The 13,583-nt window shown below is 67.6% G+C and carries 11 protein-coding genes; 7 read left to right on the top strand and 4 right to left on the bottom strand.

All coding sequences use genetic code 11. From position 1 onward, the window contains the following. Positions 1 to 1,239: an efflux RND transporter periplasmic adaptor subunit gene (locus AKI39_RS12085; protein WP_083228793.1), complete on the bottom strand. Its 1,239-nt coding sequence runs from the start codon at positions 1,237 to 1,239 to the stop codon at positions 1 to 3. 533 nt (positions 1,240 to 1,772) lie between these two features. Between AKI39_RS12085 and AKI39_RS12075 the strand changes: the two genes are divergently transcribed. Continuing rightward, complete coding sequence (locus tag AKI39_RS12075; protein WP_066636118.1) at positions 1,773 to 2,312, top strand: carboxymuconolactone decarboxylase family protein; 540 nt, start codon at positions 1,773 to 1,775, stop codon at positions 2,310 to 2,312. Between the two features lie 66 nt (positions 2,313 to 2,378). Here AKI39_RS12075 and AKI39_RS12070 read toward each other — a convergent pair whose 3' ends face one another. Continuing rightward, positions 2,379 to 3,071, bottom strand: coding sequence for a helix-turn-helix domain-containing protein (locus tag AKI39_RS12070; protein ID WP_083228792.1), 693 nt, complete (start codon positions 3,069 to 3,071; stop codon positions 2,379 to 2,381). 263 nt (positions 3,072 to 3,334) lie between these two features. On the opposite strand from AKI39_RS12070, the gene AKI39_RS12065 reads away from it, so the two are divergent. The 4 genes from AKI39_RS12065 to AKI39_RS12050 all read left to right on the top strand — a co-directional run bounded on the left by AKI39_RS12065 (position 3,335) and on the right by AKI39_RS12050 (position 7,691). Then, positions 3,335 to 4,399 carry a Bug family tripartite tricarboxylate transporter substrate binding protein gene (locus tag AKI39_RS12065; protein ID WP_158515171.1) on the top strand — a complete coding sequence of 355 codons (1,065 nt, stop codon included), beginning with the start codon at positions 3,335 to 3,337 and terminating at the stop codon, positions 4,397 to 4,399. An 86-nt stretch (positions 4,400 to 4,485) separates the two neighbouring features. After that, complete coding sequence (locus AKI39_RS12060) at positions 4,486 to 5,493, top strand: membrane dipeptidase (RefSeq protein ID WP_066636116.1); 1,008 nt, start codon at positions 4,486 to 4,488, stop codon at positions 5,491 to 5,493. A gap of 7 nt (positions 5,494 to 5,500) precedes the next feature. Beyond that, complete coding sequence (locus AKI39_RS12055; protein ID WP_066636114.1) at positions 5,501 to 6,760, top strand: NAD(P)/FAD-dependent oxidoreductase; 1,260 nt, start codon at positions 5,501 to 5,503, stop codon at positions 6,758 to 6,760. Position 6,761: 1 nt separating this feature from the next. Next, positions 6,762 to 7,691: an ornithine cyclodeaminase family protein gene (locus AKI39_RS12050; protein WP_066636112.1), complete on the top strand. Its 930-nt coding sequence runs from the start codon at positions 6,762 to 6,764 to the stop codon at positions 7,689 to 7,691. A 73-nt stretch (positions 7,692 to 7,764) separates the two neighbouring features. On the opposite strand, the gene AKI39_RS12045 is transcribed toward AKI39_RS12050, so the two are convergent. Both AKI39_RS12045 and selB read right to left on the bottom strand, forming a co-directional pair. Next, positions 7,765 to 8,679 carry an NAD(P)/FAD-dependent oxidoreductase gene (locus AKI39_RS12045; protein ID WP_066636109.1) on the bottom strand — a complete coding sequence of 305 codons (915 nt, stop codon included), beginning with the start codon at positions 8,677 to 8,679 and terminating at the stop codon, positions 7,765 to 7,767. Then, entirely contained in the window at positions 8,672 to 10,600 is a 1,929-nt protein-coding gene (gene selB, locus AKI39_RS12040) for a selenocysteine-specific translation elongation factor (RefSeq protein ID WP_066636107.1), read from the bottom strand. The genes AKI39_RS12045 and selB overlap by 8 nt, the downstream gene beginning before the upstream one ends. Positions 10,601 to 10,764: 164 nt before the next feature. Between selB and AKI39_RS12030 the strand changes: the two genes are divergently transcribed. Together AKI39_RS12030 and AKI39_RS12025 are read left to right on the top strand one after the other, a co-directional pair. After that, positions 10,765 to 12,519 carry a UGSC family (seleno)protein gene (locus AKI39_RS12030; RefSeq protein WP_443103535.1) on the top strand — a complete coding sequence of 585 codons (1,755 nt, stop codon included), beginning with the start codon at positions 10,765 to 10,767 and terminating at the stop codon, positions 12,517 to 12,519. 171 nt (positions 12,520 to 12,690) lie between these two features. Continuing rightward, positions 12,691 to 13,569 (top strand): tripartite tricarboxylate transporter substrate binding protein, encoded by an 879-nt coding sequence (locus tag AKI39_RS12025; protein ID WP_158515170.1) that lies wholly within the window; start codon positions 12,691 to 12,693, stop codon positions 13,567 to 13,569. Positions 13,570 to 13,583: the final 14 nt, after the last annotated feature.

Below are 13,583 nucleotides of genomic sequence, written 5' to 3'. Positions count from 1 at the left end.
TCAACCGTTGGACCTGCTGTCAGCCTGGCGTGGCGGACCCGCGGCATCTCCGTGCTCGCGCTGCCCGGCATTGCCCGCGGCGCCGCTTTCCCCGCCCGGGCCGCCGCCACTGCCGCCGGCCGCCCCATCCGGCACGATCTTCAGCGGTGTATCGGCCGCGACCCGTATCGCGCCATCGACGACGATCCGTTCGCCCGCCTTCAAGCCTTCCAGGATGAACCAATCATCGCCCTGCCAGCTGCCGACCTCCACCACCTGCTGGTGCGGCTTGTCATCCTTGTCCACCACCCAGACGAAATGGCTTTTCGAGCCCTGCAATACGGCTCTTTGCGGCACCAGGACGGCATTCGGGCGTATCGCTCCCGATACGCGCGCCCGCACGAACTGGCCCGGCCGCAGCACGCTGTCGGGATTGGAGAACGATGCGCGCACCAGGAACGTGCCGGTCTGGGTGCTGAACGCGGGATTGGCAAAGTCGATATGCCCGACCTGCGGGTACTGCGATCCGTCGGCCAGGATGACCGCGACATCGAACTGGCTTCTGGGCGGAAAACGCAATTGCCCCTTGTTGATCTGGTCCCGATAGGACAGCAGTTCGTTCTCGGAAATACTGAAGTTCACCCACATGGGATCGACCTGGTAGACGTAGGTCAGCAGGCTTTGGGTGGTGGCGGTCACGTAGCTGCCATCCTGTTGCCGCGCGAAGCTGGACACGCCCTTCAGCGGGGATTTGATCGTGGTGTAGCTCAGGTTCAGTTCGGCGGCCTGCACCTGGCCCTGCGTGGCGATGACGGCAGCGGCGGCCATCTGTTCGTTGCCCACGGCGTCGTCCAGGTCCTTCTTGCTGATGGCGTTCTGGGCCACCAGCGGCCGCACGCGCGCCAGGTTGGCGCGCGTGACGGTCCAGCGCGCCTGCTGCTGGGCCAGTTGTCCCTTGGCCGTCTGCAGCGCTGCCTGGAACGGCCTAGGGTCCATCAGGAACAGCGTCTGGCCTTCCCGCACCAGATCGCCTTCGACGTAGGTGCGCTTGTCCAGGAAGCCGTCCACGCGCGCGCGGATTTCGACCTCGCGCGAGCTTTGCGTCTGGGCCGTGAATTCGAAGGCGACGGGGGTATCGCGGGTAGCGACGGTTTGAATGCTGACGGCGACGGGTTCACGGGGCAGGTCCACCGGTGCCTTGTGGCATCCGGACAGCAGTGCCCACAGGAACGCTTGGGTCACAAAGAGGCGTTTGGACATGCGGACCCTCGTGAAGGCACGACATATGCTGGCCCTGGCCTTGCCGCCACCGCTCAGGGAGACTGGGATCGCCTGATCAGAATACGCTTGCTTTTATTCTGGCGGCGTAACCGTACTGCTTCTACGCCAAACAGTGGTAGGCGGACGATTGAACGGCCCCGCGGTGCGTCGGCAAGCGCGCGTGCGCCGCGCCACCGCAGGCCCATCACCCTGAGCAAGCGCGACCGCTCCCGGTCACCGGCGCCCTGGCCGCCATCGGCCGCGCCACCGCCCCGGCGCTCGCCCGTGATGGCCACCGTATCGTCGCTGCCCGGCGGCAGGTCCCCTTTCTTGCCGGCCAGTGCATCGCCGCCGCTGGCGGCCACACCGCACAATCAGGCACACTTGCGTCGGCCTTTCCCGCCATCCCTGCGCAAGCCGCTCACGCGGGCTTGCACAAGCCGGCGCGACGAGCCTGGCCGCGGACGGCCAGGCTCCCAGCGAGCCATGGGCGGAACCGGCTTCGGCTTTCATCATCGACAAGGAGCATCGCCATGAGCGCCATCAACGTACCGACCCGCGAAGAGGTATCCCCCGCCAACCAGGCCATCTTCGATACCTTGAAGAAGAAGTTGGGCCGCGTGCCCAACCTGTACGCCACCTTCGCCCATTCGGAGCACGCGCTGGGCAACTATCTCGCTTCCCAGAGCGCCAAGAGCAGCATCACGGGCAAGGCGCGCGAAGTCGTCAATCTCGCCGTGAGCGAGGTCAATCAATGCGAATACTGCCTGGCCGCGCACACCATCATCGGCCGCAAGAACGGCTTGAGCGACGAACAGATGCTGGAGATCCGCGGCGGCAGGGCCACGTTCGACGCCAAGCTCGATGCCCTGGCGCGCCTGGCCAAGGACATCGTCGTGCGCCATGGACATCCGGACCCGTCGGTGGTGGATGCCTTTTTCGCCGCGGGCTGGGACAAGGGGAATCTGGTCGACGTGATCTGCACCATCGCTGACATGACGGTGACCAACTACCTGCATGGCACGACCAAGGTACCCGTGGACTTCCCGGCCGCGCCGGCGCTGAACCGCTGACGGCGCACCGGCCGGGCCGCCTTGCACTGCCTATCCGGCGCGACATGGCCGGATGGGCAGCGCGGCTCAAACAGCGACTTCGCCCGCCCGCGGCAGCGTGGGGTTCGAGCACACCCACAGGATTCGCGCATCCTCGTCGCCCGCCACGCAGGCGTGGCCCATGGTGCTGTCGAAATAGCAGGAATCGCCTTCGGCCAGTTCCATGGGCTGGTAGTAATCGGTGTGCACGGTGATCCTGCCGTGCAGGACGTAGATGAACTCCTCGCCGGCATGATGCAGCATCGCGGGAAAGGCCTTCAGCGTGCGGGCCTTGATGGTGGCCAGCAAGGGCACGAACTGCTTGTGCGCGAGTTCGGCGCACAGGACTTCATAGTCGTATTGTTCCGTGGCGTGCATCACGCCTTGGCCGCGGCGCGTCAGGCTGCGGCGGGCCGTGGGGGCGGCCAGCGGCTCGTCGTTGAAGAGCTCGCCCACCTGGATGTTCAAGCCTTGCGCCAGCGCCGCGATTTTCTCGTAGGTGGGCGACAACTGGCCTTTCTCTATCTTGGACAGCGTCGACACGGAAATCCCGCAGCGCGCGCTCAATTGCTGCAGGGTCAATTGGGCCTCGCGGCGCAGGCGGCGCAATTTGCGCGACAGCAGGCTGTCGGCCGAGGCAGGGTCATTCCCGCGATGGGGTGCGCCTGACGCAGCGTCACGCGCCGCCGGATTTGCCGGCCCTTCGTTGCGCGTGGGCCGTGCTTTCACTGCTCTGTCCATGAAGGCTCCCGTACGACCATATCGATGACTCGCGCCTCTGAAACCACGCGGATTCTAGCAAACGCCTATTTGAAGCCGGATCCGACAATGCCGGGATAACCACTAGAAATCTATCTTAACAAAGAGATTTTTATCGGATACGATAATTTATCGCCGAATTGAGCTCGCCGCTTCTCATACGTGGACAACGGCAACGATGCGAACGGTGATTCCGCATGCGCTCCGCCCGAGCCAGCGCGACAACGACCCAGGGGAATCGATCCATGCTGAATTGCCTGAACATCCGCTTTGCCGGCGCCCGCGGCCGCGGCCCGCGCCTCTTCGATATGCGGCCACCGCGCGCCGCTGCCGTCGCCCTGATGCTGGCTGCCGGCCTGGCAACGGCCGTTGCACCGGGCAAGGCGGCCGCCGAGGACGCATCGGGCTATCCCAGCCGCCCCATCACTTTCGTCGTGCCCTCGCCCGCCGGCGGCACCTCCGACGTCATCGCGCGATTGGCCGCGCGCAAGCTCAGCGACAAACTGGGCCAGTCCATCATCGTGGAGAATCGCGCCGGCGCCAACGGCTATATCGGGACGATGGCGGTGCTGCGCGCGCCCAAGGATGGTTATATGTACGCCGTGATGTCCGGCAGCCTGCATTCGTTCACGCCGGCGATGGTGAACAAGATGCCGTTCGACCCCATCGACGACTTCGCGCTGGTATCGCGTCTGGCCGAATACCCCTACATCCTCGTCACCAGCAAGAACTCGCCGTACAACACCCTGGCCGATCTGATCAAGGCCGGCAAGGACGGCAAGACCGAATTGTCCTATGGCTCCTACGGCCTGGGCAGCTCGCCGCACCTGATCACCGAACTGCTCAAGCTGAAGACCGGCATGGCGGCCACGCATATTCCCTACAAGGGCGGCGGCCAGTCCTCGGGCGACCTGATCGGCGGCCAGATTTCCTTCATGTTCAGCTCGCTGCCCGCGGCGACCGCGCAGGTGAAAGGTGGCCAGGCCAAGGCGCTGGCCATTACGTCGGCGCAGCGCAACCCGTCTTTCCCGAATGTGCCCACGGTGGCCGAAACGCTGCCCGGCTTCGAGACCACCAGCTGGCTAGGGCTGGGCGCCGCAAAGGGCACGCCCGCCTACGCCACCGATAAAATCCGCAACGCCCTGATCGCGATTTCCAAGGATCCGGAGTACATCACGGCCATGCGCGGCATGAGCGCCGAGGTCAAGGTGGATGCGTCGGCGGCGGAATTCCATCAATACATGGCGAGCGAGCTGGCCAAATGGAACGAGGTCGTCAAGGAGGCGAAGATTCCCAAGCAGGAAGAGTAAAGCGTCAGACAGGCAGCTCCGCCCCCGCCGATCGACCGCCCGCCGGATGCCCCCGCACCCGGGCGCATTTCACCCGCCAGGACCCCATGGACACCGCCAAGCGCATCCACGAAGAAGCCATCGTCATCGACGCCACCTGCCCCCTGCTGCAGAACGATGCCACCCATCTGGGCCTGTACCAGAAAGGCGGCGCCACCGCGGTCGCGCCCACCGTGCGCGCCAACACCGGCACCAGCGCCGACGCCATCCTGAGCTTCGGCTACTGGAACCGCCTGGCGCGCGAGCGCGACGACCTGGTGGTGGTGCGCAAGGCCGACGACATCGTGCAAGCCAAGAAGGACGGCAAGATCGGCGTGATCCTGCACTTCCAGGGCACCGAAGTGCTGGACCGCAGCATCGACATCATCGACGCCTATCACGCCATGGGCTTGCGCGTCGTGCAGCTGACCTACAACAAGCGCTGCCACGTGGGCGACGGTTGCGAGGAACCGAGCGACGCCGGCCTGAGCCGCTACGGCCGCGCCGTGGTGCGCCGCCTGAACGAAACGCACATCGTGGTGGACTGCTCGCACACCGGATTTCGCACGTCCATGGACGCCATCGAGGCGTCCACCGAACCGGTCGTGCTGTCCCACGCGAATTCGCGCACCGTGCGCAACGTGCCGCGCAACGTGCCCGACGAGCTCTATCGCGCCATCGCGGGTAGCGGCGGCGTGATCGGCGTGGTCGGTTTTCCGAATTTCGTGTCCGCCGACCCGCGTCCTTCGCTGGATCAGTTCATCGACCACATCGAGCACATCGCCGGCCTGGTCGGCATCGACCACGTGGGGCTGGGCATCGACTACTACCTGGGCCAGCATCCGTTCTCCTCCGACGAGGATGCCATGCAGCTGTTTCGCCAACGCGTCGCCTGGGGCGTGTGGTCCGCCGAATCGTATCCCGAGCCGCCCTATTACTACCCGGCCGGCATCGAAACGCCGGACAAGCTGTGGTCGCTGGCCGGCGGCCTGCTCGCGCGGGGCTTTGGCGAGGAAGACATCAAGAAGGTGCTGGGCGGCAACTGGCTGCGCCTGTACCGCCGCATCTGGGGTTGAGCCGCGCATGTCAGCTTCCGGAAAGCGCGTCGTCGTGATCGGCGCGGGTATCGTGGGCCTGAGCACCGCGCTGTACGCACAGCGGCGGGGACACCACGTCACGGTGCTGGACCCGCGCGGCTTCGCCGGCGGTGCGTCCGCCGGGAATGCGGGCATCCTGGCGGTCAGCGACTGCGTGCCGATCGGCACGCCGGAGCTGCTGCGCCAGTTGCCGCGGCTGCTACTGAGCCGCGACGGCCCGTTGACGCTGCGTTGGGCCTATGCGCCACGCATGGTGTCATGGTTCTACCGCTTCATGCGCGCCTGTGCGCCCTCGCGCCTGGGACCGGCCATGGAAAGCCTGGCCACGCTGCTGGCGGCGGCCAAACAAAGCCATCAGGAACTGGCCGCGGCGGCGGACGCGGCCGCGATGATCCGTCCGGCCGGCTGGATCAAGGCCTGCGAAACCGACGAGGCGTTTCGCGGCATGCAGGCCGATATCGGCCGCATACGCGACCACGGCATCGAATGCCGCTACATGGGGCAGGACGAACTGCGGATGCGCGAGCCGAACCTGGCGCCCATCTTCCGCCATGCGTTCGCCCATCCGGTGTGCGACCAGATCGTCGATCCGGCCGCCTACGTACAACGCTACGGCCAGGCCTTCCTGGCCGGCGGCGGCACCCATATCCGCGCGGAGGCCGTCACCGTGGAACGCAGGGATGGCGTGGCCACGGGCGTGCTTACCCAGACCGAGCGCTACGACGCCGACCATGTCGTCATCGCCGCGGGGGCCTGGTCCAAGCCGCTGTGCGCGGGCCTGGGCGTTTCGGTGCCGCTGGATACGGAGCGCGGCTATCACCTCGCGCTGGCCGCCGATGCCGGCACGCTGGCCAGCGCACCCGTGTTCTGGGCGGAAAAATCCATCGTGATGTCGCCCCAGGACGGCCGCCTGCGGGTCACCAGCAGCGTGGAGTTCGCGGGCTTGCAGGCACGGCCCGACTTCCGCAAACTGCGCGCGCTGGTGCCGGAAATCCGCCGCGCCCACCGCCGTCCGCCCGGCGCGGTGCAAGCGGAATGGCTGGGCTTCCGGCCGTCCATGCCGGACTCGCTGCCGGTCATCGGCCCCGCGCCCGGCACGCCCAACGCCTTGCTGGCATTCGGCCATGGCCATCTGGGCCTGACCATGGGACCGGTCACCGGCGCGCTGGTGTCCGAACTGATCGATGGCGCGACGCCGCGCGTCGATCTGCGCCCTTTCTCCCCCTTGCGTTTTGTCCGAGGATAACTTGCAGATATTCGACAGCGTCACGACTGAATCGCGTCTGCCGTTCGACCGGCTCATCCCCGCGTTGGAACAGATATTCATCCGCGGCTGCACGGTGCCGCGCCGCCACAATCACATCCTGCGCGAAAGCGAGGGCGCCAAGGACAGCCTGCTGATCATGCCGGCATGGCAGGACGATTACCTGGGCATCAAGCACGTGACGATTTTTCCGGGCAACGGCGCGCGGCAGCTGCCCGGACTGCATTCGACCTACACGCTGTACAACGCCGTCACGGGCGTGCCGCTGGCGCTGATCGACGGCGACCAGATCACCGTGCGGCGCACGGCGGCGGCCTCGGCCCTGGCCGCGTCCTTCCTGGCGCGGCCCGACGCGCATCGGCTGCTGGTGGTGGGCGCAGGCAATGTGGCGACGGCGCTGGCTCCGGCCTATGCAGCCGTGCGGGATATCCGGCAGGTGCGCGTATGGGACCGCCATCCCGCGAAAGCTGCCGCCCTGGCGGACAAGCTGTCGGCGGGCGGCTTTGACGCGGCGGTCGCGCCGGACCTGGATGCCGCCGTCCGGGAAGCGGAGATCGTCAGCTGCGCCACGTTGGCGCAGCAGCCGCTGGTGCGGCGCGCCTGCCTGCAAGCCGGCACGCATGTCGACCTGATCGGCAGCTTCCAGCCCTTCATGCGCGAATCCGACGACGCGACTTTCGCCGATACCTCGGTATTCGTCGACACGGAAGAAGCCCTGGACAAATCGGGCGACCTGCTCTCGCCCATCGCCGCCGGGGTCTTCAGCCGCGATCGGGTTCTGGCCACGCTGGAAGCGCTGTGCCGCCGCCAGCATCCCGGCCGCCGCGCGGCGGATGAAATCACGGTCTACAAGGCGGTGGGCGCCGCCTCGGAAGACCTCGCCGCCGCGATGCTGGTGTACGGCGGCGGCTGAGCTTGCCGCCTGGCGAACCGCCATCGCGCGGCCATCCGCCATCGCGGCATCGTGCTGATACCGCCGTCATCCCCTACCACGACACCATGTCGCGCATGGCCTGCCTGGCGGCCTGCGTGCCTTCCTCGATGGCGTGTTCGAGCAAGCCGCGATATCCCGAACGCACGGCACCGGCGGCATAAAGCCCGCCGGGCGCGGCGCACAGCGACGCATCGGTGCGTACGAAGCCACCCGCATCGCGCGCCACGAAGGCGGGCAGGAATGCGCTGTTGGGCGCCAGCCCGATATAGGCGAACAGCCCGCTGCACGCGATATCCGTGGCGCCCTCGCCCGTCAGGCTTTCCACGCGCACGCTTTCGACGCCGTCGCTGCCGTGGATGGCCCGCGGTTCGCTCGCGTGCCGCACCACGATGTTTTCGCAGGCCAGCACGGCGTCGACCAGGTGCCGCCGCGCCCGCAGCGCCGGTTCGCGATCGATCACATGCACCTGGCGACAGTACCGCGCCAGCACCAGGGCTTCCTGCAAGGCCGAATCGCCGCCACCGATCACGACCACGTCCTGCCCCTGGTACAGCGGTCCATCGCAGTCGGCGCACTGGCCGACACCGCGATGCTCGAATTCCGCTTCGCCCGGAATGTCCAGGCGCTTCAAGCGCGCGCCGCTCGCCACGATTACCGCGCCGGCGACGCAGGCCCCGCCATCGGCCAGCGCGATGCGCCAGCGATCGTCCAGCCGTTCCACCGCCACCGCGGCCTGCGCAAGAGGCTCGACACCCAGGTCGCCGACTTCCATCATCAGGTCGGACGCCAGGTCCGCGCCCGAGCCCCCTATGCTGCCGTCCAGCTCATTGATGTTGATGACCAGCCCGCCGAACATGCCCTGTTCCACGGTGGCCACGCCGCAGCCGTCGCGCAGCAGCTGCCGCGCGGCCGTCAAGCCGGTGATGCCCGAGCCGATGACGACAACGTCGTGTTCCGTTTCAGACATGGTGCCCTTCCTCCTCCATCATGGCGACGCCTTTGCGCAGGACGCGCACATTGCCCTCGCGCACGGTAATTCCGTGGCGGTCCATGCATTCCAGGATATCGATGGCCAGCTTGCGGTTCACGCCGCAGCGATCGCGGAACTGGGCGGCGGTGAACTGCCGGCCGGGCTGCTCGCCGGCCACCTCGCCGGCCAGCACGACCAGCCGCGCGATGGTCGCGCGCGGGCAGAAGCGGCCCGGCGCCACCAGGTAGACATCGCCGTCGCGCAGCTTGCGGTACAGCATGTCCTCCAGCACGGCCGGCTTGATGTTCGCGGCCGCCGCCACTTCCTCCACGGGCGGGATCTTGAAGCCCGCGGCGTCCAGCAAGGGGGCCACCTTTTGCCATAGCGCTTCGTCGGACGCGCGCACCGTGGCGCGCAGGCGTGGCAGCGATACCAGGCTGCCGTTCAGTTCCAGCTTCTTTTCCTGTGCCAGCATGCGCAGCATGGCCGCGAAGACGGCCTGCGGTAATCGCGGCGCGCAGCGCCGCGCCACGTGCGCGATATCGCTGCCCAGGAAGCGCGGATCGTCGCCATGCCGGGCCTCCAGCGCCGCCACCACGCGTTCGCCGATCGCCGCGATCATCGCGCGCGGGAAAGCCAGGCGGGGCGTCCTGCCCAGCTCGATGACACCGGCGGCGCGCAGCAGGCTCTCCAGCCGGTCCGGCGCCAGGTTGTAGCAACGCTGGAACTGGAGGATATCCACGCCGGAGGGCGCACACCGCAGCAGCCCCTGCAGCGCATCGGCGGCGTCGCCGCACGACAGCGCGTCGATCTGCGCCGCCCGCACGGCCGGATCCATCCGCCGCCGCGGCGCATACGGATCGATGACCACGCCGCCGCCCAGCGTACGGCGCGCGGCCTGGTCGCGCAGGATATAGCGGTCGCCGTGCAGCGCCGCGATGGGCTTTTCCAGCCGCAGCTGCACCACGGCCGCGGCGCCGGGGGCCACCGCCGCGCCGCGGCCGATGGCGACGCGCGCCAGGACTTCCGCGGTGCCCAGGTGCAGACGCACGGGCGTCCAGTGCTTCAATTCCGCCGCTTCCGAATCCAGCAGTCGCAGGCGTGCGTCCAGCCGCTGCGTGGGCGCGTGGATCAGCGGCGACACCGCCCAGTCGCCGCGTCCCACCTCTTCCACCGCGACCCCGGCCAGGTTCAGCCCGCAGCGTTCGCCTGCGTTGGCGTGGCGCACCGACTGTCCGTTCTTCTGGATGCCCCGGACGCGGACTTCGGTTCCGCGCGGCGAAAGCACCAGGCGGTCGCCCACCGTCACGGTACCGTCGAAGACCGTGCCCGTGACCACGGTGCCGCTGCCCGGCACGGTAAAGGCGCGGTCGACGGCATGGCGGAAATTGCGTCCCGCCGAACGCTGTCCCTGGTGCGCGCGCGCGGCCTCGGCCAGCGTCTGGCGCAGCGCCGCCACGCCATGCCCCGTCTGCGTGGAGACCGGCATGACCGCCGCGCCCGCCAGGCAGGTGGAAGCGATCAGCGCCTGGACGCCGGCGGCGACCTCGCGCACGCGTTCGGCCGTCACACGGTCGGTCTTGGTCAAGGCCACGATGCCGCGCGGCACATTGAGCAGATCGATAATGTGCAGGTGCTCCATGGTCTGCGGCATGATGCCGTCGTCGGCGGCGACGACCAGCAAGGCATAGTCGATGCCACAGACGCCGGCCAACATATTGCGCACGAAGCGCTCATGCCCCGGCACGTCGACGAAGCCCACGGTCACGGCATCCGGGGTGTCCCAATAGGCGAAACCAAGGTCGATGGAGATGCCGCGCTGTTTCTCTTCCGGCAGCCGGTCGGTATCCACGCCGGTCAACGCCTTGACCAGCGTGGTCTTGCCGTGGTCGATATGTCCCGCGGTCGCGATGATCATCGTGGGGGTGCTTCCCCACCGGCTGATCGTCCCAGGGCCGATTTGCAACAGAGCTTGTTCACGTTATCCGCCTGCCTACAATTGGTATACCATGGTATGTCATTTATTCTAGTCACGCGTCCAGGCGACATCAACAAAAATCGGGCGCGGAAAAGGAGACAGCGATGGATGCCAGCAAGCAGAACGGCGGCTACTTCGAAGCCTATTGGCCGCGCGGCGAAATGCAGCAAAAGGCCATGCGCCTGGCACCCCGCCTGGACGACCTGAACGGCAAGACCGTCGCCCAGTTGTGGGACGAGCTGTACAAGGGCGACCAGGTCTTCACCCTGCTGGAAGAGGGCCTGAAGGCACGCTACCCGGACATCCGCTTCGTCTCCTGGCGCGAATTCGGCAGCACCCACGGCGCGGGCGAGCGGGATGCCCTGGCGCGCCTGCCCCAACGCCTGCGCGAGCTCGGGGTGGATGCCGTCATCTCGGGCATGGCCTGCTGAGGCAGCTGCACGCCCGCCGTGTTGCGGGCCAGCGCGGCATGTGAATTGGCCGGATTTCCCACCACGTCGCTGACGTGCGAGGGCTTCGTGCGCCAGGCGGCGGCAACATCCATAGGCCTGGGGCTGCGCAGCCTGCCCATCGCGCTGGTGCCCGGCCACATCGGCGACAAGAGCGATGCCCAGCTGCGCCATGACATCCTGGAAACCACGCTGGCGGAGGTCGTGCGCACGCTGACGTCCACCCCCACCGCGGCCGATGGCCCCGCGGCGGCGGAGCCCCGCGCGCGCGACATCGTCGCCAAGGGCGACTTCTTCGACGTCAACGAGCGCTTCTATCGCGACGGCTACACGGACGGCCTGCCCATCGTGCCCCCCACGCGCGCGGCGATCGAACGCTTCCTGGCCTTCACCGACCGCGATCCCGACCAGGTGCTGGGGGTGCTGCTGCCCGACCGGCGCGCCGCGACGGTCTGGAACGTGGCGGTCAATGGCGTGATGGCCGGCTGCCGGCCCGAATACATGCCGATCCTGGTGGCGCTGGCGGAAGCCATGGCCGATCCCCGCTACGGCGTCGAACACAGCGGCAACACGCCCGGCGCGGAAACGCTGATCATCCTGAACGGGCCCATCATCAAGCAGCTGGGCTTCAATTACACCCAGGGGGCGCTGCGCGATGGATTCCTGCCCAATACCACGGTGGGCCGGTTCTGGCGGCTGTATCTGCGCAACGTCGCGGGTTTTCATCTGCACCAGACCGACAAGGGCACGTTCGGCAGCACATGGCGCGTGGTCCTGGCCGAGAACGAGGACGTGCTGGAGGAGATCGGCTGGCCCACGATCGCCATGGACCTGGGATTCCAGCGCGGCGACAACGTGGTCTCGATTTCGCGCTTCACCGGCGGCGGCACCCTGTCGTCGGTGACGGGATCCGAACCGGAACAGCTGCTGCCCTACGTGGCCGATTCGATCGAACGCTTCAACAACTGGCAGATCACGTTCACGACCAGCCATGGCAAGGGCACGCTGCGGCCGCTGGCCGTCATCACACCCATCACGGCGCGCACGCTGGCCCGCGCGGGCTGGAGCAAGGCGCGCGTGCAGGAATGGCTGTTCCAGCACGCGCGCCGGCCGGCGGAGGATTTCGAGCGGCAGCTGCGCGACTGGAATATACGGGGCGTATGGAACCTGGCCGAGGACGTGCGGCAGGGGCTGATCCCCGCGTTCTTCCATGAATCGGACGATCCGCGCCGACGAGTGCCCATCGTCTGGAAGCCCGCGGATCTGATGATCGCGGTGGGAGGCGACCCATTGCGCAACAACGCCTACATCTTCGCGCACAACGCCTTCCTGGGTTTCCCCACCGCGAAGAAGATAGACCTGCCCGCCGATTGGGAGACTTTGCTGCGACAGACGGCATCGAAACAATGAAGCCGGCGGCGCGGCCGTCGTCCGTGCCGCCGGCCATATCCATGGAGCAAGGGGATCGTGATGACGGCCTTTATTTACAGACTCGCATGCGCCGTCGCGGTGACGATGGCGGCCGCCGCATGCCTACCCGCGCACGCCCAAAGCCGGCCGTGGCCCGACCATTCGATACGCATGCTGATTCCCGCGGGCCCCGGCGGGGCCGTGGATACGGTCGCGCGCCTGCTTGCCGCCAAGCTGACCGTCGCGCTTGGGCAGCCCGTCGTGCCGGAAAACCGGCCCGGCGCGGGTACCGTGATCGCGTCCGATCAATTGGCCAAGTCCAAGCCGGACGGCTACACCATCCTGATCATCACAGGCAGCCATGCCATCAATGCGGCGGTGCGGCGGTCGCTGCCCTATGACCCCATCAAGGACTACGCGCCGGTCTCGCTCATCGCCACCCTGCCGGACTTGCTGGTCGTGGACCCGTCGCTGCCCGTGCGTACGGTACAGGAGCTGATCGCCTACGCGCGCGCCCACGCGAACACGTTGACCTTCGGCTCGGCCGGCAGCGGATCCAGCTCGCACCTGGAAGGCGAACTGTTCAAGGTACGGGCCAACGTGGACCTGCTGCACGTGCCCTACAAGACCGGCGTGGATGCCGTCACCGGCATCGTCGGCGGCCAGGTCAAGGTGCTGTTCTTCAACGCCATCGGCGTGGCCGGCCAGATCCATGCCGGCAAGCTGCGCGCGCTCGCCACGACCGGCGCGCGGCGCACGCCGCTGTTCCCGGAGGTGCCGACCATGGGCGAGGCCGGCGTGGCGGGCTTCGATACCGGCTCGTGGTACGCCGCGCTGCTGCCCGCGGGCACCCCGCCTTCCATCGTGGCGCGCTATCACGACGAAATCGTCAAGGCCCTGGCCACGCCCGACGTGCGGCAGGCCCTGAAGGCAACGGGCGCGGAGATCGTCGGCGGCACGCCGCGGGAATTGGAACAGTTCATCAAGCGCGACATCGCCCAGTGGCAGGACCTGGTGCAGCGCCAGCCTGAACTGCGGGTGGCACCTTGATCGAAGGCATGGAG

Source organism: Bordetella sp. H567 (assembly GCF_001704295.1).
Taxonomy (GTDB): domain Bacteria; phylum Pseudomonadota; class Gammaproteobacteria; order Burkholderiales; family Burkholderiaceae_B; genus Bordetella_C.
Note: the sequence above shows the minus strand (reverse complement) of the source record. Positions and strands in the feature narration are given on the sequence as shown.

Coding starts and splice junctions, on each gene's coding strand:
- AKI39_RS12085 (WP_083228793.1), bottom strand. CDS start 1,239: ATGTCCAAACGCCTCTTTGTGACCCAAGCGTTCCTGTGGGCACTGCTG.
- AKI39_RS12075 (WP_066636118.1), top strand. CDS start 1,773: ATGAGCGCCATCAACGTACCGACCCGCGAAGAGGTATCCCCCGCCAAC.
- AKI39_RS12070 (WP_083228792.1), bottom strand. CDS start 3,071: ATGGACAGAGCAGTGAAAGCACGGCCCACGCGCAACGAAGGGCCGGCA.
- AKI39_RS12065 (WP_158515171.1), top strand. CDS start 3,335: ATGCTGAATTGCCTGAACATCCGCTTTGCCGGCGCCCGCGGCCGCGGC.
- AKI39_RS12060 (WP_066636116.1), top strand. CDS start 4,486: ATGGACACCGCCAAGCGCATCCACGAAGAAGCCATCGTCATCGACGCC.
- AKI39_RS12055 (WP_066636114.1), top strand. CDS start 5,501: ATGTCAGCTTCCGGAAAGCGCGTCGTCGTGATCGGCGCGGGTATCGTG.
- AKI39_RS12045 (WP_066636109.1), bottom strand. CDS start 8,679: ATGTCTGAAACGGAACACGACGTTGTCGTCATCGGCTCGGGCATCACC.
- selB (WP_066636107.1), bottom strand. CDS start 10,600: ATGATCATCGCGACCGCGGGACATATCGACCACGGCAAGACCACGCTG.
- AKI39_RS12025 (WP_158515170.1), top strand. CDS start 12,691: ATGCTGATTCCCGCGGGCCCCGGCGGGGCCGTGGATACGGTCGCGCGC.